This window comes from Proteus sp. fly-1013 (assembly GCF_040140245.1).
In the GTDB taxonomy this organism is placed as follows: Bacteria; Pseudomonadota; Gammaproteobacteria; order Enterobacterales; family Enterobacteriaceae; genus Proteus; species Proteus mirabilis_B.
The window spans coordinates 300,181-326,888 of the sequence record NZ_JBEEWD010000006.1 but is presented as its reverse complement, the minus strand read 5'-3'; the positions used below and the strand labels follow the sequence as shown (position 1 = coordinate 326,888).

General features: G+C 36.2%; 23 protein-coding genes. 14 read left to right on the top strand and 9 right to left on the bottom strand.

Going from position 1 to position 26,708, the window contains the following annotated elements; all coding sequences use genetic code 11:
• Positions 1–10 precede the first annotated feature (10 nt).
• Positions 11–1,099: an alpha/beta hydrolase family protein gene (locus tag ABN236_RS13690; RefSeq protein ID WP_349474234.1), complete on the top strand. Its 1,089-nt coding sequence runs from the start codon at positions 11–13 to the stop codon at positions 1,097–1,099.
• A gap of 67 nt (positions 1,100–1,166) precedes the next feature.
• On the opposite strand, the gene ABN236_RS13685 is transcribed toward ABN236_RS13690, so the two are convergent.
• Complete coding sequence (locus tag ABN236_RS13685) at positions 1,167–2,501, bottom strand: aminotransferase-like domain-containing protein (protein WP_349474233.1); 1,335 nt, start codon at positions 2,499–2,501, stop codon at positions 1,167–1,169.
• Between the two features lie 182 nt (positions 2,502–2,683).
• Here ABN236_RS13685 and ABN236_RS13680 point away from each other — a divergent pair, with 182 nt between their 5' ends.
• Positions 2,684–3,559, top strand: coding sequence for a DMT family transporter (locus ABN236_RS13680; RefSeq protein WP_349474232.1), 876 nt, complete (start codon positions 2,684–2,686; stop codon positions 3,557–3,559).
• Positions 3,560–3,625: 66 nt separating this feature from the next.
• Here ABN236_RS13680 and ddlA read toward each other — a convergent pair whose 3' ends face one another.
• Positions 3,626–4,726, bottom strand: coding sequence for a D-alanine--D-alanine ligase (ddlA, locus tag ABN236_RS13675; protein WP_088495572.1), 1,101 nt, complete (start codon positions 4,724–4,726; stop codon positions 3,626–3,628).
• Between the two features lie 202 nt (positions 4,727–4,928).
• Between ddlA and ABN236_RS13670 the strand changes: the two genes are divergently transcribed.
• The 3 genes from ABN236_RS13670 to ABN236_RS13660 all read left to right on the top strand — a co-directional run bounded on the left by ABN236_RS13670 (position 4,929) and on the right by ABN236_RS13660 (position 8,788).
• On the top strand, positions 4,929–5,354 hold the full coding sequence (locus tag ABN236_RS13670; protein WP_088495571.1) for a helix-turn-helix domain-containing protein: 426 nt from the start codon (positions 4,929–4,931) through the stop codon (positions 5,352–5,354).
• A gap of 137 nt (positions 5,355–5,491) precedes the next feature.
• On the top strand, positions 5,492–6,667 hold the full coding sequence (locus ABN236_RS13665; protein ID WP_349474231.1) for an MFS transporter: 1,176 nt from the start codon (positions 5,492–5,494) through the stop codon (positions 6,665–6,667).
• A gap of 372 nt (positions 6,668–7,039) precedes the next feature.
• The gene (locus ABN236_RS13660) at positions 7,040–8,788 is read left to right on the top strand and encodes an ABC-F family ATP-binding cassette domain-containing protein (RefSeq protein WP_349474230.1); all 1,749 of its coding nucleotides are present in this window, start codon (positions 7,040–7,042) and stop codon (positions 8,786–8,788) included.
• 58 nt (positions 8,789–8,846) lie between these two features.
• On the opposite strand, the gene yqfB is transcribed toward ABN236_RS13660, so the two are convergent.
• From yqfB to ABN236_RS13645, 3 genes are all read right to left on the bottom strand, one after another.
• Entirely contained in the window at positions 8,847–9,167 is a 321-nt protein-coding gene (yqfB, locus tag ABN236_RS13655) for a N(4)-acetylcytidine aminohydrolase (protein ID WP_088495568.1), read from the bottom strand.
• Positions 9,168–9,228: 61 nt separating this feature from the next.
• Complete coding sequence (gene ada, locus ABN236_RS13650; protein ID WP_088495567.1) at positions 9,229–10,077, bottom strand: bifunctional DNA-binding transcriptional regulator/O6-methylguanine-DNA methyltransferase Ada; 849 nt, start codon at positions 10,075–10,077, stop codon at positions 9,229–9,231.
• 77 nt (positions 10,078–10,154) lie between these two features.
• A complete protein-coding gene (locus ABN236_RS13645; RefSeq protein WP_088495566.1) occupies positions 10,155–10,763 on the bottom strand; it encodes a DNA-3-methyladenine glycosylase family protein in 609 nt (202 codons plus the stop codon).
• Between the two features lie 311 nt (positions 10,764–11,074).
• On the opposite strand from ABN236_RS13645, the gene ABN236_RS13640 reads away from it, so the two are divergent.
• Positions 11,075–12,097 (top strand): methyltransferase, encoded by a 1,023-nt coding sequence (locus tag ABN236_RS13640; protein WP_349474229.1) that lies wholly within the window; start codon positions 11,075–11,077, stop codon positions 12,095–12,097.
• 100 nt (positions 12,098–12,197) lie between these two features.
• Here the strand turns inward: ABN236_RS13640 and leuE are convergent, their stop codons facing one another.
• Positions 12,198–12,845: a leucine efflux protein LeuE gene (leuE, locus tag ABN236_RS13635; protein ID WP_088495565.1), complete on the bottom strand. Its 648-nt coding sequence runs from the start codon at positions 12,843–12,845 to the stop codon at positions 12,198–12,200.
• Positions 12,846–13,393: 548 nt separating this feature from the next.
• Here leuE and ABN236_RS13630 point away from each other — a divergent pair.
• Both ABN236_RS13630 and ABN236_RS13625 read left to right on the top strand, forming a co-directional pair.
• Positions 13,394–14,506, top strand: coding sequence for an NAD(P)/FAD-dependent oxidoreductase (locus ABN236_RS13630; RefSeq protein ID WP_349474228.1), 1,113 nt, complete (start codon positions 13,394–13,396; stop codon positions 14,504–14,506).
• Between the two features lie 9 nt (positions 14,507–14,515).
• Positions 14,516–15,283 carry a GNAT family N-acetyltransferase gene (locus tag ABN236_RS13625; protein WP_311754832.1) on the top strand — a complete coding sequence of 256 codons (768 nt, stop codon included), beginning with the start codon at positions 14,516–14,518 and terminating at the stop codon, positions 15,281–15,283.
• A gap of 52 nt (positions 15,284–15,335) precedes the next feature.
• Here ABN236_RS13625 and ABN236_RS13620 read toward each other — a convergent pair whose 3' ends face one another.
• Complete coding sequence (locus tag ABN236_RS13620) at positions 15,336–15,935, bottom strand: sugar O-acetyltransferase (protein ID WP_349474227.1); 600 nt, start codon at positions 15,933–15,935, stop codon at positions 15,336–15,338.
• A gap of 81 nt (positions 15,936–16,016) precedes the next feature.
• Complete coding sequence (locus ABN236_RS13615; protein ID WP_270753211.1) at positions 16,017–16,775, bottom strand: DJ-1/PfpI family protein; 759 nt, start codon at positions 16,773–16,775, stop codon at positions 16,017–16,019.
• Between the two features lie 85 nt (positions 16,776–16,860).
• On the opposite strand from ABN236_RS13615, the gene ABN236_RS13610 reads away from it, so the two are divergent.
• Positions 16,861–17,478 carry a TetR/AcrR family transcriptional regulator gene (locus ABN236_RS13610; protein ID WP_349474226.1) on the top strand — a complete coding sequence of 206 codons (618 nt, stop codon included), beginning with the start codon at positions 16,861–16,863 and terminating at the stop codon, positions 17,476–17,478.
• 29 nt (positions 17,479–17,507) lie between these two features.
• Here ABN236_RS13610 and ABN236_RS13605 read toward each other — a convergent pair whose 3' ends face one another.
• Positions 17,508–18,233, bottom strand: a complete 726-nt coding sequence (locus tag ABN236_RS13605) for a sulfite exporter TauE/SafE family protein (RefSeq protein WP_349474225.1) — start codon at positions 18,231–18,233, stop codon at positions 17,508–17,510.
• Between the two features lie 144 nt (positions 18,234–18,377).
• Between ABN236_RS13605 and ABN236_RS13600 the strand changes: the two genes are divergently transcribed.
• The 5 genes from ABN236_RS13600 (at position 18,378) to glgA (ending at position 26,680) form a co-directional block, all read left to right on the top strand.
• Positions 18,378–19,259 carry a LysR substrate-binding domain-containing protein gene (locus tag ABN236_RS13600; protein ID WP_349474224.1) on the top strand — a complete coding sequence of 294 codons (882 nt, stop codon included), beginning with the start codon at positions 18,378–18,380 and terminating at the stop codon, positions 19,257–19,259.
• Between the two features lie 365 nt (positions 19,260–19,624).
• Positions 19,625–21,808 carry a 1,4-alpha-glucan branching protein GlgB gene (gene glgB, locus ABN236_RS13595; RefSeq protein WP_349474223.1) on the top strand — a complete coding sequence of 728 codons (2,184 nt, stop codon included), beginning with the start codon at positions 19,625–19,627 and terminating at the stop codon, positions 21,806–21,808.
• Between the two features lies 1 nt (position 21,809).
• A complete protein-coding gene (gene glgX / locus ABN236_RS13590; protein WP_349474222.1) occupies positions 21,810–23,879 on the top strand; it encodes a glycogen debranching protein GlgX in 2,070 nt (689 codons plus the stop codon).
• Positions 23,880–23,900: 21 nt separating this feature from the next.
• Entirely contained in the window at positions 23,901–25,250 is a 1,350-nt protein-coding gene (gene glgC, locus ABN236_RS13585) for a glucose-1-phosphate adenylyltransferase (RefSeq protein WP_194952530.1), read from the top strand.
• Positions 25,247–26,680 carry a glycogen synthase GlgA gene (gene glgA / locus ABN236_RS13580; RefSeq protein WP_349474221.1) on the top strand — a complete coding sequence of 478 codons (1,434 nt, stop codon included), beginning with the start codon at positions 25,247–25,249 and terminating at the stop codon, positions 26,678–26,680. The genes glgC and glgA overlap by 4 nt, the downstream gene beginning before the upstream one ends.
• The last annotated feature ends 28 nt before the right edge of the window (positions 26,681–26,708 follow it).

The following is a 26,708-nucleotide window of genomic DNA, read 5'->3' as shown; positions in this document are numbered from 1 at the left end:
TTTTCAAGCTATGAAAAAATGTTTCAAATCAATTTGGTTTTATTCAGGGCTTATTACACTTATTTTTGTGATTATCATTAGTTGTGGTCAGTATTCTGATTTTGAATTGGATGATCATGCATCAGTGATAACACCGATTAATTTTGTTTCTAAAACAGATACTTTATCTGGAACCTTAATTTTACCGGATCAGAACAACATAAAAGCTGTCGCTATTTTTGTTCATGGCGATGGCGCTCAAGATCGCTTTTCTAACAGTGGATATTTGCCATTAATTAATAGCTTGTTGGATGCTGGTATTGGTGTGTATACATGGGATAAAGCTGGTGTGGGCGAAAGCCAAGGAAATTGGTTGCTTCAATCTATGCAAGATAGAGCAGATGAAGCACAAATAGCCTTACAGGTTATTCAAGACAAATTTATAAATACAGATATTAAAATTGGTTATTTAGGATTTTCACAGGCTGGATGGGTTATCCCTATTGCAGCCACGCATTCTAAACCTGATTTTTCCATTATTATCGGTGGCGCTGTAAATTGGCGAGCTCAAGGTGCTTATTATCACCAAGTACGTTTAAAAGCCGACAATATTGGTGATAAGGAAATTACTCGAAGAGTCTCAGAGCAACTGCAACAAGATGATCGTGTATTTGGTGTTAATGGTAGTCATGATATTTCAGCGCAGGAAGATATGTCTGATGATCGCTTCTATTTTGTTATTCAAAACTATTTAAGTGATTCATCTAAAGATTTACCTGATATGAATGGACGAGTACTGGCTATGTTTGGTGAGTTAGATCTTAATGTAGATGCACCAAAAAATGCATGTTTATATAAAACCTTATTAGGAAATCATGTAGATAAAACAGTCACCCTATTCCCTAATGCCTCTCATGGCTTATTAAAAGCACCTTTTTTTAACTATCAATTAGAGAATCAATGGCCTTGGTGGAAACAGATGCTTTTTATTTATCAAGGGCGAGATAGCTATTCCTCAGATGCTTTAAATTACTTAACATCGTGGATCACTGAAGATGAGATAATATCTTCTCATTATGTTGATTTTAAATGTGAAAGTAGCGATACAAATTTAAAATAAAATGTAGATAACGCCTAAATGAGAACAACTCTTTAGGCGTTAAAGTGTGAGAAACTCAAAAATTACATTATAAATCAATTTGATATTCAATAACCCCTCTAATTTTCCTTAATGCGTCACGCAATAAGTTAATATCAATTGAAGCCAATGCAATACGAATTGCATGAGGAATATTGGTTGTTGTGGCATAAGGCTCAGCGGTTGCAACAGATATTTGTAATTGATGTAATGAAGCGACGATTTTATCCGCCCTAACATCTTCAGGTAAAGGGATCCATAAAAAATAGGAAGTTGGATGATGAATATAAGAAAGACCTTCAAATATTTCACTCACTATTTTTTGTCGTTGCTGTGCATCTTTACGTAATAAACGTTCTAGCTTATCAACAACTCCCTCTTTCACCCATTGGCAGACAATTGAAGTCATTAATGCAGGTGTATTCCATGTCGTTACTCTCATTGCTCGTTCTAACGATGAAATAGTGTTTTTGGGAGCAACAATAAAGCCGACTCTTAACCCGGATGCTATATTTTTAGAAAATCCTGAAATGTAAAATGTAATATCTGGTGCTAAGGCAACAATTGCAGGTGGTGCTTTTTTAACTAAAAAAGCATAGGTCGCGTCTTCAATTATCATAAAATGGTATTTTCTCGCCAAAGCAATTAATTGTTGTCGCTGTTTCAGTGTTAATACCCATCCCATTGGATTATGAAGTGTAGGAATGCAATAAAGTGCGCGTATTGCCCTTTTTTTACATAGATCTTCCAGTTTATCTAAATCTGTTCCCGACGGTGTTATGGGAATAGGTAATATTTCCAAATGATGAGCGAGTGCTGCTAATTTAAATCCGGGATAACTTAATGCATCTACTGCAACAACATCCCCCGGTTTAAAAGTACTTAATAATGTAATCGCAATACCCTGTTGTGCGCCGTTAGTAATAATAATATTTTCAGGTTCAACCGTGATTTCTTTATTTTTAAGATATTGAGAAATTACTATTTTATCGTGTAATTTGCCACTGTGTGGCTGATAGCGAAGTAATGATTCGATTTCACCTGATGTCGCTAATCTTTTTAGCTCGGTACGCAATAATTCAGCTTGAATAGGCAATGAGGGATAATTGAAATTAAGATCCAACATATCTGCTGCCGTAGGATTTTCTATTCCATGATTTATCGGAAGCGACAACTCACGAACAAAAGTCCCTCTTCCCGTTTCACCAATGATCAACCCCATACTTTCTAACTCAGCGTATACACGACTTGCCGTTGCGAGAGACATTTTATGCTCTGTGGCTAAATGTCGATGTGTTGGTAAACGTGTACCCGGTAGTAATTTTCCTATACGGATCTCGTTCGCCAATTTATCAACTAAAGATTTATAACGGGGTTGAACCATTGAGATTGTATCCATGACAATTATTTGATTGTCATAATTGTGTTCCATAAGATGGAGCTCGGCAAGTTACATCGTAGATACAAGTTTTATATAAATAGGTTTTTATATATCTGTTGCTATTGCGAAAACTGTAATTAATTGTTTTTTATTAAAATTTAATCATAATAAAAATGGAAAATCGTATGCAGCAAATTAATCAAAAAGAGCGAACAAATGGCTGGGTAAATGGATTTATAGGTATGTTGATTTTTAGTGGATCTTTACCCGCAACAAAAGCGGCTGTATTAGGTTTTGATCCCTTATTTTTAACTGCGGCGAGAGCAACGATTGCAGGATTATTATCTTTAGCAATGTTACTGCTATATAAAGAAAAATTACCTACATTTAGACAGTGGGTTTCATTAACCGTTGTCTCATTAGGTGTTGTCGTTGGCTTTCCATTATTAACAGCTATTGCACTACAAGAAATAACTTCAGCACACTCCCTTGTTTTTTTAGCTTTATTACCGTTATCTACGGCAATTTTTGCAGTAATACGTGGTGGTGAAAAGCCTCGCCCTATTTTCTGGCTTTTTTCTATTATTGGTAGTTTATTGGTGATGGGTTATGCCATTTCTCAAGGTGGAGCATCATCAATCAGCGCAGATTTATTAATGATAGCGTCAGTGATTGTTTGTGGTTTAGGTTATGCCGAAGGTGCGACATTAACAAAAGCATTGGGTGGTTGGCAGGTTATATGTTGGGCATTAATTGTATCTTTACCTCCAATGCTTATTCTTAGCTTTATTCTTATGCCTGAACAACTCTCTGTAATTAGTGTATCAGCATGGGTGGGCCTAGGTTATGTTTCGATTTTTAGTATGTTGATTGGCTTTATATTTTGGTACAAAGGATTATCACAAGGTGGGATCGCAGCAGTGGGACAACTCCAATTATTACAACCCTTCTTTGGATTAGGTTTAGCTGCTGTATTACTTCATGAATCAGTCAATTTATTGATGTTGTTAGTGACCATTGGCGTTATTTTTTGTGTTGCTGGTTCACGAAAATATGCCTAATTAAAATCAAACAGTTAAAACTAAAAAACACGCTAAATAACCATATTTAGCGTGTTTTTATTTTAATTAAAGCTCACACTTCGTTTTTAAAACTGCTGTTTTTCTATGGTGATCTAGCGCTAACTCAATTAATTTAGTAATTAATGATTGATAGCCTAAACCTGCACTTTGCCATAATTTTGGATACATACTGATATTGGTAAAACCAGGTAGTGTGTTTATTTCATTAATCACAACACGATTGTCTTGTGTTAAGAACACATCTACGCGAGCCATACCTAAGCAATTAAGAACACGGTATGCTTTTAAAGCAACTTGGCGAATATGTAGACTCGTGTTTTCATCCATTACTGCTGGAACAATAACTTTGGCACCATCTTCATCAATATATTTTGTGTTATAGGCATAGAAAGCATCGTTTAATACGATTTCACCACAAGGGCTAACTTCTGGAGCCTCATTACCTAAAACAGCGCACTCTATTTCACGACCTACAATCGCACTTTCAACAATCACTTTAAGATCGTATTCAAATGCCATTTCTAATGCCGCGTTAAATTCTTCTTCATTATTAACTTTGCTAATTCCTACAGAAGAACCTAAGTTTGCTGGCTTAATAAATAAAGGAAGTCCTAATTGACGAACCATTTCGTTATAAGGAATGTCGTTAATTTGGTGCGCCATAATAGTAATAAATGGCGCAATAGCTAACCCTGCACCATCAAGTAGGCGTTTAGTAATATCTTTGTCCATACAAGCTGCTGAACTCATGATATTTGGCCCTACATAAGGCATATCAATCATGTGTAATAAGCCTTGGAGTGTACCATCTTCACCGTACGCACCATGAACAATTGGGAATACAACATCGATTTGAGGTAATGCTTGGCCATCTTCAAGTGAAATAAATTGGCCTTTTACACTACCAGGAATAATAGCAACCGCTCTTAAAGGTTTGCTTAATGAAATGGTTTTAGGATTATCGCTATTTAGTAAATAGTCAGTTTCTGAATATTCATGCCACTGACCTTGTTCATTAATACCGATTAAGCAAAGGTCGAATTTCGTTCGATCTAATTCATTAATAATGTTTTTTGCTGACTGTAATGAAACTTGATGTTCTGTGGATTTACCACCAAAAATAATAGCGACTCTTAATTTACTCATTTTCTAACCTTTTATAGGACAGCTATAGCGAATAGGTAGCAATATATCATGATAAAAACCCCCAATGTAGGTAGATAGTTCTTATCTGCGAAAAATTACGATAAAATGATGAAATTCTATGATTTAGAGTGTTAAAACGTCACTATTTCAAGATATAACGACTCAATTACGACAACAATTCTATTGGTATAAGGTAGACACCATGACTGATGTAAAACAACCGATTGAAATGGATATTACTGAGGTCGTAAAAGCAACAGGTATTGCCTCTTCTGCAATCCGTTATTATGAGAAAAAAGGACTTATTAATTCGATAGGACGTAAAGGAATTAAGCGTGTATATCATCGCGATGTTCTGAGTCGTTTGGCATTAATTTCTTTAGCACAACAAGCCCACTTTTCTTTAGATGAAATAGCCCAACTTAGCGCCAACCAAAGGATACCGACAATAGATAGAAATATTGTTCATCTGAAAATTGAAGAAATTGATAATAAAATCAATGAACTTAAACGTCTTAAAAAGGGGTTAGAACATATTCAAGTATGCCCCGAAGAGAATCACTTTCAATGCAGTCGCTTCCAAAAGATCTTAGCCTTAAGCTTGAAAAAAAGAACAAATAAAAAATAACAATCATTCCTCTTATGTAATAACTTATTAAATATTAATCAGTTGCATTACCTTTATTTCCCTATTGACTTGAAGTTAACTTCAAGTTGTAAGATGCGTATCTCTTTAATCTAGTTATCGCATCAGTGGAGATCTCTATGCCTAAATCAGTATGGTGGCTGGCATTTTCTTTGGCTCTTTTCACAACAGGAAATGCATTAGTGCTTTCTGTTGCTGTTCTTGTCGGTGAACAATTAGCCAAAGATCCTATTTATTCAACAGTTCCCTTATTAAGCCAATATATTGGAATAATTTCAGCAACCATTCCAATGGCTCACTTTATGATGAAATACTCACGTAAAGCCGGTTTTATTATTGGTAATATCGGTGGACTAATCGGAGCATTATTATCTATTGCAGGCATCTATTATCATAATTTAGTGCTGTTTTCTTTTGGTACTTATTTTACGGGTATTGCCATTGGTACAGCACAACAATATCGTTTTGCTGCGCTTGAAGAAACCCCTATTAATATGCATGCAAAAGCTATTGGCTTAGTTATGAGTGGTGGTATCGTTGCGGCTATTATCGGACCAACTCTAGCCGTTGCAACACGCCAATTTTTTACAGATTATCCGTTTATTGGGCCATTTACAGCACTAAGTGTCATTTATATTTTAGCGTTTGGATTACTGTTAAAAATCCCACTGAAAAAGAGTGTAAAAGCAAAAACTGAACTTGATGAAAAACCAAGAAGTTATCATCAATTATATAGCCAACCATTATTGTTTTTAGTGACTATTGTTAGCGCGTTAGGCTATGGAGTTGTTGTGTATATGGTTGGTGCCATTCCACTTTCTATGAAGCAAAATGGTTTTGAATTTGCCACAATTGCTTTTGTATTCCAATGTCATATTTTGGGTATGTTCGCACCCTCATTTATTACTGGGCAACTTATTCATCGTTTTGGAATTAAAATCTTCTTTTTCACAGCAATACTCTTATTAATCATTGCATTAAGTATTAATTTACAAGGTGACAGCTTTTATCATTATCTTATTAGCTTTGTTTTAATTGGTATTTCATGGAATTTGAATTTAATTAGCTCTACGCATTTGCTATCTAAAACATATCTATCTCACGAGCGAGCAAAAGTACAAGGTACAAATGACTTTTTGATTTTCTTCTTGGGGGCATTAGGAAGTATTACGGGTGGTATTGCTTTCTATTTAATCGGTTGGCAAAGCACTAATATTATTGGTATTGCTGTTGCAACGGGGGTTTTGTTGACAGCAATTAAACTCCGGAAGCATTTACCTGTTTCGGCACAATAGAGCAATCTTATAGATTGATGACAAATGAAATTTGTTCTTTATTTGGTCATAATTATCTTAAGCCCGCTTAAATAGCGGGCTTTCACACAAAATGACACCTTTTGTTTTTCTTACAGGATTGCATATCGGAAATCTATCTTGATAGAATTACATTACCGATTAACTTTTAAACTTAGATGAAGGAGGCTAATTATGTTTTTGTGTGATCTTATTGAATACTCACACTTCTTTGGTAATCGCCACAGCTCAGGCTCTCACAGTATTTTACTGCGTTAACCTGCCTGAGCGACGTTAACTATTACCTCTCCTCAGCTTACAGGGTTATCGCTTGATATTACCCAAGGCATTGTTATGCCTAAAAATGAGTAAGCTATGAGCACATTATTATCTACACAAAATCTGTCTTTCCATAATAATCACGGTTTATTATTAAACGATATTTCTTTAGCACTGATTAAAGGTGAGAAGATTGGTTTAATTGGTTATAACGGTTGTGGAAAAAGTACATTATTAAAATTACTGTCACATCAATTATCACCAAGTTCAGGTGCTATTTCTGTCGCTAATCAAACGGTTATGGCATATATAGAACAGCACTTACCTACTGAATTACAGTCAATGACTTTAATGGATGCTGTACTTCATAAATTACCTGAAGAATACAGATTATCTGAAGGTTGGCGAGCCGAGTTATTGCTAAGTGAAATGGGATTTAAACTTCACGAAAAAGATCTACTTGTTTCGCAATTAAGTGGTGGTCAACACACTCGTTTATTATTAGCGAGAGCGTTAATTATTGAACCTGATTTATTATTACTTGATGAACCAAGTAATCACCTCGATTTGCCTACTATTTTATGGTTGGAAACATTTTTAAAACAGTGGCGAGGTAGCTTCATTCTGGTTTCACATGATAATACATTATTAGACAACGTGACGAATTGTACATGGATCATTCGTGATAAATCGCTATCTATCTTTCGGTTACCCTGCTCTCAAGCTCGAGTCGCACAAGAAGAGCAAGATATCAGTGCACAACATCGTCATGATGCGCAACAAAAAGAGATAGATAGAATAGCCCAAAGTGCGAAACAACTCGCAATATGGGGGCATGTTTATGATAACGAGAATTTATCTCGTAAAGCCAAACAAATGGAAAAACATATTGTTCGTTTAAAAGATGAACAAACTGAAGTGACGGCTGGAAATCAATGGGTATTGCAGTTTTCTGGCACAACATTACGAGCTGATAGACTCTGCGAATTAAATCAACTCGCTGTTATTCCTGCTGAAAATGAACCTGTTTTATACACCGTTGAAAATCAGCGTATAAAAAGTGGTGATCGAGTAGCAATAATTGGTGCTAATGGAACAGGCAAATCATCATTATTAAAAATGATTTGGTCACTAAGTTTAGCTGAAATAAGTGAACAAAATGCAATAAAGCTACACCCTCGAGTTGAATTGGGTTATTACGATCAAAAAATTGCACAATTAATTGATAATGATACCCTTTCTGATGCATTAAAACCGTTTGCACCATTAACGGATGAACAGAGAAAAATGGCACTTATTAGTGCTGGCTTTATTTATACGCGTCATGGACAGAAAGTGAGTACTTTAAGCGGTGGTGAACGAGCGCGTTTATTATTCGTTGGTTTGAGTTTAGCAAACTATTCTTTATTAATGTTGGATGAACCTACAAACCATATTGATATGGAAGGTAAAAAGGCATTAGCTGAGCAGATTAGCCAATTTCCTGGTGGTGTTTTATTAGTTAGCCATGATAGGGAGTTGATTGAAAATAGCTGTAATCGTTTTTGGTATATTCATAACGGTGTTTTAACAGAACATCATGATATTGAAGCCATTTACCAGCTTATTTCAGAAGAAGAAATGTCAGAAGCTTTGCTAATGGATAAACTTAATCAGTTGCAGGATATCCCATCAGCTCCATTGATTTCACATCATGATGATGATGCAAAACTCTTTAAGCTAATTGAACTAGAAGAGAAATTAGAAGCTGATTTGGCGCGTAAAACTCATCATCAAAAACCTGCTTTACAGGCTCAATGGAAATTAGAGATTAACCAGCTAAAGCAATCACTTAAGTTAATTTAAGATAGATAAGATTTTGTTTAAGTAAAAGGATCACAATGTGATCCTTTTTTATTTGTTCTTATTTTACCAACTGATATTCAATCAGATATAAAGATTGCGTTGTCGGGTAAATCTCTCTGATCAGTGCTTTCAGAACGGGAAGTGTCATACCTTCTTGCTGTGCATGATACTCATTGATATCGTCATAACGTAAAGGCGATACCGCTATAATTTTCAATTTTCCATAATGAGTACGATGTTCATTAGCAAATAATTCAACAATGCTTCCCGGTTTGTAATCACTTTCACTTTCATCACGGATAGTAATCACTTTTTTTTCTTCAAGAATAGAAGGAATTAAACGTTCAAAAAAAGTAATTTCTGTTGGTATTGCTGACATAATATTGACTCATAAATTTATTGATAACTTGCTGATTATCTTATCATGCAATAACTATATTTTATTCTTTTTTGTCCGTTGGTGAGTTATTTAATGCCTCTGTCTGAAGCAACCTAGCCTTACGTTCAATCCCCCAACGATAACCTGATAATTCACCATTTTGTCTAATAACACGATGGCATGGAATAGCAACTGCAAGCTTATTAGCTGCACAGGCATTAGCGACTGCGCGATATGCCTTGGGTGCTCCAATTTTATCGGCAATCTCTTGGTAAGTCATTGTACTTCCAAAAGGAATATCTAATAATGCCTGCCAAACTTTTTGTTGAAATACGGTACCTTGGATATCAAGAGGTAAAGATAAGGGTTGTTTGGGTAATTCAATAAAGCCGATGACTTGTGCTATGACTTGCTCAAATTCCTCATTTGCGCCAATTAATTCAGCCAGAGGAAATTGTTTTTGCAAATCTTCTAATAATAGCTCGGCATCATCCCCTAACATAATGGCGCAAATCCCCTTTTCACTTTGCGCCACAAGAATACTTCCCAAGGAGCACTGAGCAATAGCAAAAAAGATAGCAATATTCTTACCACCTGTACGCCAATTTGTTGGTGTCATTCCTAATATTGCTGTTGCATTCTCATAGAAACGGCTATTAGCATTGAAGCCTGATTGATAAATCGCATCTGTAATACTGCCATCTTGAACTAACGCTTTTTTTATTAATTTTTGACGATAAGCATTAGCATAATCTTTTGGCGTGATCCCCATCGTTGATTTAAATAAGCGATGAAAATGATACGGGCTTGCCATAACATGCTCTGCAATACAGGTAAGCGACACGTCACCGTTATTTTTTTCAATAAAACGGCAGGCTTGCTCAATAAGTTGATTATGTTTATTTTCCATTATGGTAGTCCTTTAAATGCGGGATTATGGCTATTATCGGCAGACATAATGAACAAAGAACTCCGTTTATTGCTCAATTATTCTGGCTCTTTAGATAATGCCCATAAATAAAGCGATGCCGTAGAACCATAGGGTGAATAGCGTTTGCGGTAACGATCAAAGCGTGCTTTATCTAATGTTTTATGACGATAAAGACGCATAATCCCGCGTTGAATAGCCAAATCTCCCCAACTTAAAATATCTGGGCGATTAAGCGAAGAAATTAATAACATTTCGGCAGTCCAAACCCCAATACCTTTTAATTGAATTAAAGTATCAATAACCTCTTTATCTGTCATATCAGGGATTTTATTTAAATTTAATTTTCCTGAAATGACGGCTTCAGCAATACCGATAATATAACCGGCTTTACGCATTGTCATACCACACTGCTGTATCTCTTGCTCTGATAGTTTTGCAATGCGTTCTGGTGTGTAAATACCTTCACATAATTTGAGCAACCGTTGATTAACGGTTATGGCAGCAGAAACCGAAATTTGTTGTTCAATAATGTTTTTAACTAATGCTGTAAATAGATCGGGTGTTAATGGGCGTTTGATTTCTCCCATTCTTTCAATAAGTTCAGCTAAGCGCTTATCGCGTTTCTTTAATGTGTTTATCTCTGTTTCGCCATACTGAAAGTGCATAAGTTAACTTAATTTAAATAGAATATTTATGTCAGTATAACGTGAAAATAAGCGTACTACGCACTCCATTTCTTGCTTTTTTCTGAACTTTCTATTTTTTATCATAGGTAATATTTAGCAAAAAAGATTAATTAATTTTTTTAGCAAAAATTAGTCAATTAAAAACATCATCACATTTAAAAATTATAATTTTATATTTAATAATAAATGTTATCGAAATATAAAAATACTAAATTGAAATTACCACCTATACTTTACTTGATTTTTTACTTAGGTCAATTCTTAGTTATTCTGTAATTACAGGATTTAATATGAAAAATTATACACTTAATTTACAAAACAAAGCTGACGCGCTGGCAGTAATGAAGAAAGCAATGAGCTTTACTATTCCTGCTGCATTAAGAGTTGCAGTCAAATTAAATATCGCGGATTTATTAAAAAATGGCTCTAAAAATATTGATGAATTAGCAGAAAAAACAAATTCGTCACCATCTGCATTAAATAGAATATTAAGAATGCTAGCCTCTGAGAAAATATTTTATGAATTAGAAAATCAAAGTTATTCACTAACTCCTATGGGCGATTTTTTATTAAGTGATCATAAATATAGCTTACGTGATGCTATTTTAATGCTGACAAATGAGACACTGTGGGGACCTGTCGGTGATATCACTGAGTCTGTGCGAGGAAATCCTGCCTTTGAAAATCTTTATGGCATAAGTTTTTATCAATACTGGCAAGATAATGTAAGAAAAGATCATGATTTTCAATCAGGTATGAGCTCACTTTCAAAGATAGAAAATTATTTTATTATTAAACATTATGAATTCCCTGAAAATGTAACTATTACAGATATTGCCGGTGGATTAGGTGGATTATTATTAAATGTATTAAAAGAAAATCCGACTTTAAAGGGACAATTATTCGATAGGCCTCATGTGTTGGAAAGAACGTTGTTGACTGAATTAAATGATGACAGTCGCTGGAATTTAGTATCAGGAGATTTATTTGGAGAGTATCCCGAATCTGATATTTATTTGATTAAATATATTATCCATGATTGGGATGATGAAAGTGTTATTAAAATTTTTAAAAACTTCCGCAACGCAATGAAACCTAATTCAAAAATACTTGTTATTGAGCCGGTTATTTTTAAAAAGAATGTACCTGATATGGCTAAATATATGGATCTCCTCTGTATGTGTGCATTCCCTGAATCAGGGGAGCGTACTGAAGAAGAGTTTATTAAATTATTAGATCAAGCGGATTTAAAAATTAATAAAGTGATTAAAACAGAAACCTACAACTCAATATTAGAAATTGTTATTAAATAATCTATTGGGATAGAGATAGCCATTTATTTGTCGCAAAAAAAAGCCACTTTCAATGAACTGCACCCAGTTCACAAAAGTGGCTTTTTAGTTTAGATAAAAATTATGCAGTTAATGCCAGTTTAGCACCAAAAAGTAAGAACACTGCACCAATACAACTATTTGATAATGAAGCTAATCGTTTGTTATGTTTTACTTTATTGGTAATAGCAACACCGCCAAAAATAAGAACTGATAAATAAAGCATACTGCATGTTTCTAAAATCGCACCTAATACAAAGAATGGAACACCTGCATTTTCATATTTAGGATCGATAAACTGAATGAAAAAAGAAACATAAAAAATGATCATTTTTGGGTTAAGCATACTCAAAAATAACGCCTTAACATAAAGACCATCTTTTGCTTTTATTGTTACTTCAGATACTTGCTCTGGAGTCTCTTTTTTCTTTTGGAACGTTGTATATAACGTTTTCAGCCCTAAATAGGTTAAGTAAAGAGCACCGGCATATTTAATGACAATAAAGAAGACGGGTGAAGTCTTGACTAATGAAGCAACCCCCAAAAATGCCAAAAAGATTAATAATGCATCACCCGTAAAAACACCAAGAGCGGCTTTATACCCCCCTTTTACGCCATGCTTCGCACTGGAAGTAAGGACGAAAATCGAGTTTGGACCTGGTACTAAAGTAATAAAAATAACGCCTAAAAGGTATGTCCAAATATTTGAAATACCGATACTTTCTAACATACGACGCCTTTTTTAAAAAAATAACATGCTGAATATGTGAGCTATCATATCCACAATAATTTTTTTGTAAAACAATAATCTTTATACTTAATAAAGATAAGTTAATTACTCTGCCTTTTGGTAACAAAAGCAGCTTGTAAGTCTTTTATTATGTTTAATTTTAGATTAAAAAACCAGTTTGAATGTGCGTTATAGTATGATGCTGAAATTAAAAATTATACAGATTTAACATCTACTAAAAATCATTTTTTACAGAATTATAAACTACATTATGGTTTAAATTTAGATGCAATAGCCTATTGTTTGTTTTGTGTTATAGTTCATTATTCTTTTTGTGATCTTGAGCGATATGTTACTTTTAAAATTAAAACAGTCTCATTTATTAATTTCATGAAAAATAAGTCTTTTTATTCATATTTAGTAAGTTAATGAGCACGAAAAGCGAGAGAATAAAAAAGATTATATTTACTAAAACCATTATTCTATATTGCTTTTTATTTTTAGCATAAGAAGCACCCTTACTCCTGATTACAGTTTAAGAGAATAAAATGGATTTAAATACCTCATCGTTACCTCAAAAATCGCAACAGAAAATTATTATTGTTGGTGCTGGTATTGTTGGTGTCATGCAAGCTTGGTATCTTGCGAAAATGAGTAACATGCAGATTATCTTATTAGATAAAGCGAATGCTGGGCTCGGAGCAACAAGTGCCTCGTTTGCTTGGCTAAATGTCTCTTACGGTCGTCCTGATGCTTATCAGCAATTACGGGCTAAGGCTATTCATTGTTGGCGAGAGTTGGATAAAAAGACACAAGGACAACTGAATATTGATTGGTCTGGTGCTATAAGTTGGATGTCATCTGATAAAGAAACTGCTCAATTTATTCAATCACATCATCAAGCGGGTTTTAATGTTCAAGCATTAAATAAAGAACAATTACTTCATAAAGTACCTCAATTATCTCAAGCACCTGAATTAGCTGCATTTGCGAGTGATGAAGGTGCTGTCGATCCTCTTCTCGTCATTAAAGTGTTATTACAACAAGCTCAAGAGATGGGTGTGAAATACTACGCTAATACCGAAGTTATTCACTTATTAGAAGATGGAGATCGCATTATCGGCGTAGAAACAACGAAAGCTAAAATGCATGCTGACCATGTTATTTTAACAGCGGGTGTTGGTGCTTTAGCGTTGTTATCTGAAAAAGGTATTGATTTACCGTTATATTCATCGCCAAGTATTTTACTCAAATTAATGACGGATGCAGAACGCCCTTTTTTACCTTGCATTATCTCCACACCAGAGATGGAGTTACGCCACTTTGCTCAAAATGAGATTATTGCAGCTGAAGATTACATTGATAATAGTGATGAACATCACCCTGAGCGTATTGCATGCCATGCACAAGCGACTTTTTATGATAATTTTACACAAACAGGTAAACTAACAATAAAACAGGTCGCTGTTGGTGAAAGACCTATGCCTAAAGATGAAATGCCAATTATTGGAGAAATATCTCCTTATCAGGGATTATATCTTGTTACTATGCACGCTGCCGTGACGTTGTCACCTTTATTATGTGAATTAGTTGCACAAGAACTTATTTACAAAAAAGCGGAACCTCTATTAACGCCTTACCGCGTATCACGATTCAGCTAGAGAACCATTATGGATGCACAACTGTATAAAGAATTTAAAATAGTAGAAAAAGCCTTTTGGTCAGAAATTTGTGAAAATAATATTCGTATTGGTGATCATACTCACTGCTTTATGACACCAATGGATGCTGCCATTTTTAACTTTATTTATTTACGCCAAGGCGCAACAGAAAGCTCATTCCAGCAAGCCAGTACCCTTTTTACATCGCAGAAAAAAGATCATATTTTGGTATTACCAGAATCATTACTACCTGAATTTGAAGTGATAATAAAAAATGCAGGTTATACTGGTGATGGTATGACAACCGCAATGTATTTAACATTATCAGAAGCGGTATTCCCTTCTTATAAAAATAATCCTTGCGATATTATTTTAACCAATCACAACCTTGAACAGTGGGCTCATCCATTAAAAACGGCATTCCCAGTGGGAGATGATAGTGATGATACGATTGTTAATGAGTATATTCGTTATCACCAGAAAGCGTTAGATAATGGCGCTGCTATCTTCCATTACGCGTTATTAGTTGATGGTCAGCCGGTTTCTTCATTAACGTTAACACTACACGATAAATTAGCGCGTTTTGATGATATTGGGACAGATATTGCCTATCAAGGTAATGGTTATGCGACACATTTAATTAAGCATGTTTTGGAGTTTTGCCGTGAACAAGGCGTTGAACGTTGCTTCTTAGATGCATCAGCTGATGGTTTAGCGCTATACCGTAAATTTGGTTTTAAATCGCTCTTTAACTATCTCAGCTTTATTAAAGAATAAAAGCAGCTATATGAATAGGCTCAATCATGTTTGTTGAGCCTATTTTTTTATATTAATAAAGGCTAAGCCTTTTCTCAGCATCTTGTTTATCTTTATCGCTAATTTGTCTTAACACACGACAAGGATTGCCAACAGCAACGCAATTAGCCGGAATAGATTTTGTTACTACACTTCCCGCACCGATAACGCAATTATCACCAATAGTTACACCGGGTAAAATAATACATCCGGCACCTAACCATACCGAATTGCCGATAGTAATAGGTAATGCATATTCAAGTTCACTGTTGCGTATTTCAGGATCAATCGGATGAGTTGCAGTTAAAATGCTGACATTAGGCGCACACATCACATTGTGTCCAATTTTTACAGATGCACAATCTAATATCGTTAAATTAAAATTAGCGTAAAACGCTTCGCCAATTTCAATTAACTGGCCATAGTCACAATGAAATGGTGGCTCAATAGTGAAATTATTGCCTGTTTTTCCTAAAAGCTGTTTTAAATATACCTTTCTCTTTTCAACGTCAGAAGGACGCGTCATATTAAAATCATAAATAATTTCACGCGCTTTTACTCTAAGTGGTTCTAAACTATCATCTTTACTTGCATGATAAAGATTGCCTGATACCATTTTTTCGTATTCTGTCATTGTAATACTCCGAAATTGAAATAAAACAGTTTAGGTAAATATCAATATTTATTTCCTTATTCTAACGTTAATTAACTTAAATTAGCGGTGTTTTTTAAGTCCATTAAGTGCGGCTTGATGAAATTGAGCATTTAAATTAGCGGTTAAGCTTTGTGAAATAGCGGTCATTTCAGGTCCTGCTAAAGCAGGTGAACCTGTACCGAAAGGAGGACGAGGATCATACTCAATTGCTAATTCAACTAATTGAGCAAAAGGTGTGCCTAACAATTGTTCTAATACTAATAATGAAGCATCGAATGAGCCAGTTGCTGGCCCTGAGGTATAAATATTGCCATCAATAACAACATCACTTCCTTCTACTGCTATGGCACCCATATCAGGTAACATCGGAACGACATTGGAATTACTGGTTGCTCTTTTACCTTTTAATAATCCAGCCGCACCCAAAACTAAAGAGCCATAACATGTACCAATAACATAACGGGCTTTATTCCCCATTTTGGTGAAGAATGCCAATGTCTCTTCATCCTCGACAATCTCTGGTGGCACCATTCCAACCACTAATACATCAAGATCATTCGGACACTCATCAAAAGTCATAGTTGGCATTGTTGCCCAGCCTATATAGCCTTCGACTAACTCTTTCTTTTTCCAAATAAAATAGATTTCTGCGCTTGCAATAGTAAATACCGATTGAGCACCATTAATATCCATAGGCATAAAACCGGGGCAAACAAAGATACCGACTTTGAGAGGTTTGGCTTGTTGCTTACGCCCTTCTTCAACAAGCTTAATGATTGAAGGCATATTCTTTCCATACAGCATTTCATTATGATTCATTTTATTTTCCTATTTTGTACTGGTTAGTAAAATAATGACATTTGTTTTATACTGAGTAAATACATTTCTTACTAAATGGTACAAAATGCAAAAGAAAGGTCGTCCTCGCCGCTATGATAGTGATGCTGCACTTGAAAAAATAATGGCATTATTTTGGCGTAAAGGATTTACAGCAACATCTATGGATGACTTAGTCATTGAAACGCAAATGAATAAGCCTAGCCTGTATGCTGCATTTGGTAACAAAGCGGCATTGTATGAAAAAGCGATTGAACGCTTTAATCATATTGCTTCCACGCGTTATCGTCATGAACTTGAGAAACAATCCACTCAAGATAAAGTGACCGAAAGAGTAAAGCGTTATCTGATTTCAGCTATCCATTTTTATACTGATAGCGAAGGATTAACCGGCTGTATGGTGCTTTCAACGGCGGTGACTGAAGTTGAAGATCCAGCGATAAAAAGGATGTTAAATCTAGTCATTAACGCACAAACTCAGCAAGTTGAAGATGCCTTACAAGCAGCATTAGAGACAGGTGAATTAAAAAAAGGAACAGATGTACACACCATTGCATTGGGTGTAGTTGCTCTTTTACATTCAATTTCTTTGAGAGCAAGAGCGGGAGCTTCCGTTAATGAGTTACTGCCATTTGCTGATATTTCACAAACTTTATTAATACCTTATTTATCAGATAATAATTAGAGTAAAGGCTGTTAATACAGCCATTTTCATTAAGAATAAATGCCATTAAAAAGCAGTGAGCCACCAGCAAAAATCAGCATAGCATCTAACAACCATTGAAAAAGTTTTGGTGTCAGTTTTAATACCAGTTTTTTACCAAGATAATTTCCTGCTGTTAAACCACAACCCACTAATGCCCCGCTAATTAAGATAAAGCTATTAACCGCACCTAGTTGGCTAAAAGTTAAGGCTTTAGTGAGATAAATAACAAATGAAGCGGCAGCTTCCGTTGCAAGTAATGGGCCTAATGTCAGACCATATGCAGAAAATATAGGAATAGTTAATGGCCCTGTGGAAAATACAACACCCGTTAAATAGCCGATAACCGCGCCAGCAATAATAACTTGGTAAGTTTTCATTTTGATTTGATGTTTACGTAATAAGTGGATCACGGGGATCATCAATATAAAAAACATTCCCATACCAATATTTAGCCATTTCTCTGGCATTATCCATAATGTATTAGCGCCAAGAACAACGGCAGGAATACCGGGTAACAGATAATAAAATAGTGGTTTAAAGCGAATACTGTGACGCCATAAATAAATACGCGATAAATTTCCCATCACTGAAGCTAACGCCATAATAGGTACAGCTTCCTTTGCGCCAAAAACATAGGTCAGCGCTGGGATTAATAAAATAGAAGAGCCCGTTCCTACAACGCCACTGATCACGCCAGAAAATACTGCCAATAAAATAACCGCGATAAAACTCATTATCATCCTTTAAGTTCAATAAGTTAAAGACGCTGTATCATACCTGCCTTCTTTATTTTTACCTGTGATAAAATGTCACGGTATTGTGAGTTTTAATCAGAAAGCCCGTTTTATTTATGATGCGTAAACTATAGCGAGAAAATTATGATGAGAAATCTTCCTCCATTGCCTTCATTACGTGCTTTCTTAGTCGCTTGTCATAGCCAAAGTTACACTGAAGCCGCACAAACATTATGTGTCACTCATGGTGCGATTAGTCGTCATATCCAAGTTATAGAAAAATGGTTTGGCGTCACTTTATTTAATAAACAAGGTTTACGTCGAGTTCCCACCCCCTACGCATTGACGCTGGCGCAAGAATTAAGTGAAGTTTTTGATAAATTAAATGATATTGGTTTTCGGTATGGTAATGGCGGAAAAAACGATATTTTAAACATCAGTGTTCCTACAACACTTTGTTTAAAATGGCTTATTCCTCGAATGGAGGATTTTTATCTTCAATATCCTAATGCAAATATCCAAATTGCGTCTGCAAATAGCGAGCGATTTCATTTGATTAGTCATGATGATCTGATTATTCGCCCTCAACCTCAGCAACAAGAGTATTCATCTGTTGTTTTTTTAGAGGATAAACATTGTTTGATTGCTTCTGAAAAATTCTTAAAACGTTACAGCGTCACTAAATTTGAAGATGTTTTTGACTGCCCTGTTATCGATACGCTTACTCGTCCCGGGCATTGGCAACAATGGTTAAACGCGACTCATCTCAATACGCAGTTGTCATTCTCGCGTCACTATCGCTTTGATCATTTTCATATTTCGCTGCAAGCTATTATTGAAGGGTTAGGTCTTGGCATTGGTCCTGTTTCGATTTTATCGAATGAAATAAATAACGGTGCTTTAAAAGTGTTATTTCCAAATATCCAAATTGCACCGATAAGTTATTACGCTTTAACGCCATTAGGTGTACAAAAAACCAAAACACATCTTGATTTTGAACAATGGCTTACCCAGAAAAAAAGTTAATTTTACTAATGAAATAAGCGATTATTTTTCATAAAAATAGCGATTCCAATCTTATTAATTACACTTTTTAAAACTAATTGCTAGCTGTTTAATTAAAAATATCTAATGATAATCTTCTTTTTATGAATAGGTAAAAACGCTAATCGTGCTGTTTTTATAATTCGCGATCTTCCTCTACTCAATCTATTTAATTCATTTAAATTCAATCCATTAAAATTAATAAATAAGTACATTAACCTATATAAATTATTTTGATTTTAAATAATCTGTTATAAACACTTATTGTTTAACTTAAATTAACGTTCTATGCTGATATTTATATATAAAATTTATTAATTTATTTGCTGGCAACGAAGGACGATAAGATGTCTGTAGCTGTGACAAAAAAAGCAATAGAAAAACTAATTAATGGGTATGAGTCTGATCCTTTTGCACTTCTTGGTATGCATGAAACATCGGCAGGTTTAGAGGTTCGTGCTTTTTTACCAGATGCAGTTGCAGTCAGTGTCATCGATAGAAAAAACGGTCGAAATGTAGCAACACTAGAGCGTAAGCATCCTAGTGGTTTTTTCTGTGGCGCTATCCCTCGACGTAAACGTCGTTTTAGTTACTGTTTAGATGTAACGTGGGAAAATGCACAAGGTGTCGTTGATGATCCCTATCAATTTGGCATTTTATTGCAAGAAATGGATATTTGGTTTTTAGCTCAAGGCCATCACTCCCGCCCTTACCAATGTTTAGGCGCGCACCCTGCAAAACTGGGTGATATTGATGGTATTACTTTTGCTGTATGGGCACCTAACGCAAAAAGTGTAAGTGTTGTAGGCGATTTCTCATTCTGGGATGAAAGACGTTTTCCAATGCGATTACGTCGTGAAAGTGGAATATGGGAGCTTTTCCTTCCACAGGCTCATCTTGGTGATTGCTATAAATATTCTATTCTTGATGCGAATGGTGAACGTCGATTAAAAGCTGATCCTTATGCTTTTGAAACACAGATACGCCCTGAAACTGCATCAATTATCAATACATTACCACCAATCAAACCGATGCCACTATCGCGTCAGCAAGCGAATCAACGCAATGCTCCTATGTCTATTTATGAAGTTCATCTAGGTTCATGGCGTAGACATACTGATGATCAAAGCTGGTTAAGTTATCGCGAATTAGCTAAACAGTTAATTCCATACGTTAAAGAGATGGGTTTTACTCATATTGAGTTGCTCCCTATTAATGAACATCCTTTTGATGGTTCATGGGGATATCAACCGTTAGGGTTATATTCACCAACTCGTCGCTTTGGCTCTCCTATGGACTTCCGTGACTTTATTGAAGCGGCACATCAAGCTGAAATTAAAGTCATTTTAGATTGGGTTCCCGGTCATTTCCCTGAAGATGATTACGGTTTACGTAATTTTGATGGCACATCACTCTATGAATATGCAGATAGACGTGAAGGCTTTCATCCTGATTGGAATACCTTGATTTATAACTATGGGCGTAATGAAGTACTGAATTACCTTTCCGGTAATTTATTGTATTGGCATGAACATTTTGCGCTTGATGGTTTCCGTTTCGATGCTGTTGCCTCAATGCTTTATCGTGATTACAGCCGAAAAGAAGGCGAATGGATCCCAAATAAACATGGTGGACGTGAAAATCTAGAAGCCATTGATTTTATTCGTCACACCAACAAATTATTGGGTACAACTTGTCCCGGTACAATCACAATTGCAGAAGAATCTACCGATTTTCCGGGTGTTACCTTACCGCCTGATGATGGTGGTTTAGGTTTTAATTACAAATGGAATATGGGTTGGATGCATGACACGTTAGCTTATATGCAACGTGATCCTATCTATCGTAAATATCATCATAATCAAATGACCTTTGGCATGCTCTATGCCTATAACGAAAACTTTGTTTTGCCTCTTTCTCATGATGAATTTGTGCATGGTAAAGGTTCGTTGATCGGTCGCATGGTAGGTGATGATTGGCAAAAATTTGCCAATTTACGTGCATATCTTGGCTTTATGTGGGCTTATCCCGGCAAAAAACTGCTATTTATGGGATGTGAATTTGCACAGTGGCGTGAATGGAACCATGACAGTAGCTTAGATTGGCACCTTCTTGAAGAGCCTAATAGTCCACACCTAGGTGTTCAACACTTTGTACGAGATTTGAATCTTTCCTATCGAGCTAATGCTCCGCTTTATGAATGTGATTTTGAACGCGAAGGCTTTGAGTGGCTTACCGTTGATGATCACGATAACTCCGTCTTTGCTTTTTGCCGTAAAGATGCACAAGGCAATGAAATTATTGTTATCAGTAATTTCACGCCTGTTGTTCATCACAATTACGTTGTCGGTGTAAATAAAGCTGGTGCTTATCAAGAAATTCTCAACAGTGATTCTGAATTTTATAACGGCAGTAATGTAGGAAATTTAGGTGAAATAGAGACGACCGCAAGTGCATTTAATGGCAAGCCTCATTCCTTGTCATTGTCATTACCCCCACTTGCAACGCTGTATTTAAGATTGAAGGATTAATATGTCTTTAGACTATGGTCGCCCTTTTCCTATGGGCAGTCATTATGATGGCTATGGAGTAAATTTTACACTCTTTAGTGAAAATGCCACTAAAGTCATTCTTTGCCTGTTTGATAAAGCAGGCAAAGAGATTCGCTACCCATTACCGGGTAAAACTGGCTCAATTTGGCATGGGTATTTGCCTGGTGCAGGGCCCGGTTTACATTATGGTTATCGTGTAGAAGGTGAATGGATCCCAGAACAAGGATTGTTCTATCAACCTCAGCAACTATTATTAGATCCTTATGCAAAACAGGTGACGGGTATTGTTGATAATACATTACCTTACACCTCCCCTGTTTTTAATGCATTAGAGCATGATGATAGTGCGATTACACCTAAAGCAGTTATCACCGATGATAGCGGCTGTTTTTGCCATTCTTATAAAGAAAAAGGCACTTATCAGCGTTTAAATACACCGTGGTCAGAAACCATTATTTACGAAGGACATGTAAAAGGACTGACAAAGCTGCATCTTGAAATACCCGAAAAATTGCGGGGCACTTATGCAGCATTAGGGCACCCTGCTTTTATTTCACATCTAAAAAAACTAGGCATTACGGCATTAGAGTTATTGCCTGTTCAATATCATTTAACAGAGCCACATCTTCATAAAATCGGTTTAAAAAACTATTGGGGTTATAACGTATTAGCGCCTTTCGCTTTATCGACTCAATATTATTCTAATTCAGGTCGCAATATTATTGATGAATTTCGAGAAGCTGTAAGAAGCCTACATAAAGCCAATATTGAAGTGATTTTAGATGTGGTGTTTAACCATACTGCGGAACTAAGTGATCAATTCGAAGGTTATATTGTTTCGCAACGTGGTATTGATAACCAAAGCTATTATTGGCTAAACGACGAAAATAAAGCTCAAAATTGGACGGGTTGTGGTAATACACTCAATTTAAGTCGCCCTGAAACGGTGCAGTGGGTTATGGATTGCCTGCGTTATTGGGTGACAGAATTTCATATTGATGGTTTTCGTTTTGATTTGGCGACAAGCCTTGGTCGAGTTCCTTATTTTGATACGCAATCGCCACTATTGACGGCTATTCGACAAGATCCGCTATTGTCACGTATTAAACTTATCGCAGAGCCTTGGGACTTAGGCTCTGATGGTTATCAAGTCGGTAATTTTCCTGTTCCATTTACAGAGTGGAATGATGGTTATCGCGATGTTATTCGTCGTTTTTGGTTATGGCGAGATGTCTCAATCGCGACATTTGCAGACAATATTACAGGCTCTGCAAAGCTATACCACAAAAATGGCAGACCTCCCTATTCTAGCGTCAATATGATAACTAGCCACGACGGCTTTACACTACGGGATTTAGTGAGTTATCAGAATAAACATAACGAGGAGAATGGAGAATCAAACCTAGATGGACATAACACCAATTACAGTGTGAATTTTGGTGAAGAAGGTTTGATAGTTAACGAAAAAATAAGTCAATACAGATTGCTTGCAACAAGGAACATGCTAGCAACGCTACTGCTTTCTAGAGGAACACCTCATTTACTCGCCGGTGATGAAGTGGGTAATACGCAATATGGTAATAACAACGCTTATTGTCAGGATAATAAAGTCAGTTGGATCAAATGGTTTCAACAGCCTTACAACTTAACTGATTACATTCGCCACCTTATTGAATTACGTCACCAAATTACACCTTTAAGTTCGCTTAAATGGTGGGAAGAAGATAGCCAAAATGTCATTTGGTTAAATCAGAATGCTCAACCTATGAGTCATGAAGATTGGCAACAACTTCCACCTTCACCATTACAACTTCTTTTAGCGCAACAATGGATCTTAATGTTTAACCCATTAAGAAACAGCGCTGTTTTTTCTTTACCTGAAGGGTCTTGGTCTTGCTTGCTTGATACGGCTAGCTGGCCTGATTGTCACCCAACACAATCTGAGCATTGTGAAATACAACCTAACAGTATCACCCTTTGGCGAAATAGCGTTTTTTATACTCAGTCTTCTACTGAAAAATTACCCATTATTTCCTCCCAAGTTAAGTAATTTGATTGGAGTGCTATAACTATGATGACAACAGAACAAGGCCAAAAATTAATGTTGGCACAACAACTTCCTAAAGAGGCAATTGCACTCGTTTTAGCGGGAGGTCGTGGTACACGCTTAAAAGCATTGACTTCAAAACGTGCAAAACCGGCGGTTTTCTTTGGTGGGAAATTTCGAATTATCGACTTTACGCTATCAAACTGTCTTAACTCAGGGATACGTCGTATTGGTGTAATTACCCAATATCAATCGCACTCTTTAGTTCAACATATTCAGCGTGGTTGGTCATTCTTCAACGAAGATATGAATGAGTTTGTTGATTTATTACCTGCTCAGCAACGTCGTAATACCGAACATTGGTATATGGGTACAGCTGACGCTATCTATCAAAACCTCGATATTCTTCGTAGCTACAAAGCAAAATATGTCGTTATTTTAGCTGGCGACCATATTTATAAAATGAACTATGCCCGTTTATTACTTGATCACGTTGAAAACAAATCAAAATTCACCGTAGCTTGTATTCGTGTTCCTAAAGAAGATGCATTCCAATTCGGTATTATGGATATCGATGAAAATCGTCGAGTGCTCAATTTCTTAGAAAAACCATCAAACCCACCTTGTATTCCTGATGATCCTGATCATTCATTAGCAAGTATGGGTATTTATGTGGTTGATAGAGATTATCTCTTTGATTTATTAGAAGAAGATAGCCGTGATCCAAACTCACACCATGACTTTGGTCAAGATATCATTCCTAAAATCACTGAACGTGGTGATGTTCTTGCTCACCCATTTGAACTCTCTTGTGTCAGTTCAGATCCTTCAGTACCACCATACTGGCGTGATGTAGGAACCATTGAAGCATATTGGTCTGCTAACCTCGACTTAGCCTCTGTAACACCAGAGCTTGATATGTATGCAAAAGACTGGCCAATACGCACCTTTATGACACCGTTACCGCCAGCTAAATTTGTCCAAGATAATCATGGTGAACATGGGCAGATGATGAACTCGTTAATTGCTGACGGTTGTATTATCAATGGCTCAACGCTCTATTCATCTATCTTATTCCCATTAGTTCGCGTTGAATCTTTCTGTCATATCGAAGATTCCGTGATTTTACCTGATGTGACAGTGAGCCATCACTGCTACTTAAAACGCTGCATTATTGAGCGTAGTTGTACTATTCCAGAAGGTACTGTTATTGGGATGAATGCAGAAGAAGATGCTGCACGTTTCCACCGTACTGAAGAAGGTATCGTGCTGGTAACAAGAGAAATGCTTGAGCAACTCGCACGTAATGAAAAAGAAAATCCGACTAAAACAAATGCAGAACAAAAACCTCAAAATGAGGAGGCTTTTTCGTGAATGTCCTTCACTGTTGTTCTGAATTATTCCCTCTGCTAAAAACAGGGGGATTAGCTGATGTTATGGGCTCTTTGCCTTTAGCTCAGAAAAAGATAGGTTTAGATGCGCGGGTTGTTATACCCGCGTTTCCTGCTATCAAAGATAATATTCCTGATCTCAAATTAGTGACTAATATCGATACCTTTGCCGGTAATGTTTCTCTGCTTTATGGACAATACCAAGGTGTTGATATTTATCTTATTGATGCACCTCATCTTTATCAACGTACTGGTAGCCCTTATCACGATCAACATCAGCATCCTTATGGTGATAATGTTTTTCGTTTTGCCTTATTAGGTTGGGTAGCAAGCGAATTATCAGCAGGGTTAGATCCTTTATGGCGAGCTGATGTTGTTCACTCCCATGATTGGCACGCAGGGCTTGCTTGTGCTTATTTAGCAGTTAAACATTATTCAGCAAAATCTGTTTTTACTGTTCATAATCTGGCTTATAAAGGTGAGTTCTCACCTTATCATCTGCATCAACTTGAATTACCTGATTACAGTTTTTCAATTAATGGACTGGAATATTACGGACAAATTTCATTCCTAAAAGCAGGTCTTTTTTATGCTAACCACATTACGACAGTCAGCCCAACTTATGCCAAAGAGATAACCACTCAAGAGTTTGGTTACGGTTTAGAGGGATTATTACGTCAACGTGCTTATGAACAGCGATTAAGTGGCATTTTAAATGGCGTTGATGAGGCAGTTTGGGACCCTGCAACAGATAGCTTAATTACACGTCGTTATGATGTTAAAAACCTGAATAAACGTTTAGAAAATAAAACCGCATTACAGAAAAAATGTGGTTTACCTGTCAACAATACTGCTTCTCTTTTTGCAGCTGTCAGTCGTTTAACTTCGCAAAAAGGGCTCGATTTAGTCATTGAAACGCTTCCTGATATCGTTGAACAAGGTGGCCAGTTTGTTTTATTAGGTACTGGCGATAGTCACCTTGAAGCGGCATTTTTACACGCACAACAACAATATCCGCAAAATGTAGCAGTTCATATTGGTTATGACGAAAGTTTTTCACACCAAGTTGTCGCAGGTGCTGATGTGATTATGGTGCCTAGTCGTTTTGAACCTTGTGGATTAACTCAGTTATATGGCTTGAAATATGGCGCTCTACCTTTAGTGAGACACACAGGCGGATTAGCCGATACGGTTAATGATTGTTCATTAGAAAATTTAGCACATCACCAAGCTACGGGTTTTGTTTTCTATGAAGCGACACCAGACTCTTTGCGTCAGGCTATTAATCGTGCCTTTACCTTATGGAGTATGCCTAAACAGTGGCAACAAGCTCAAACTGATGGCATGAATCAAACTATTTTTAGTTGGGAAACCGCTGCAAAAACGTATGCGACACTGTATCAACATTTATAGACATGAGGTCTATTTGAGCCAGTGAATA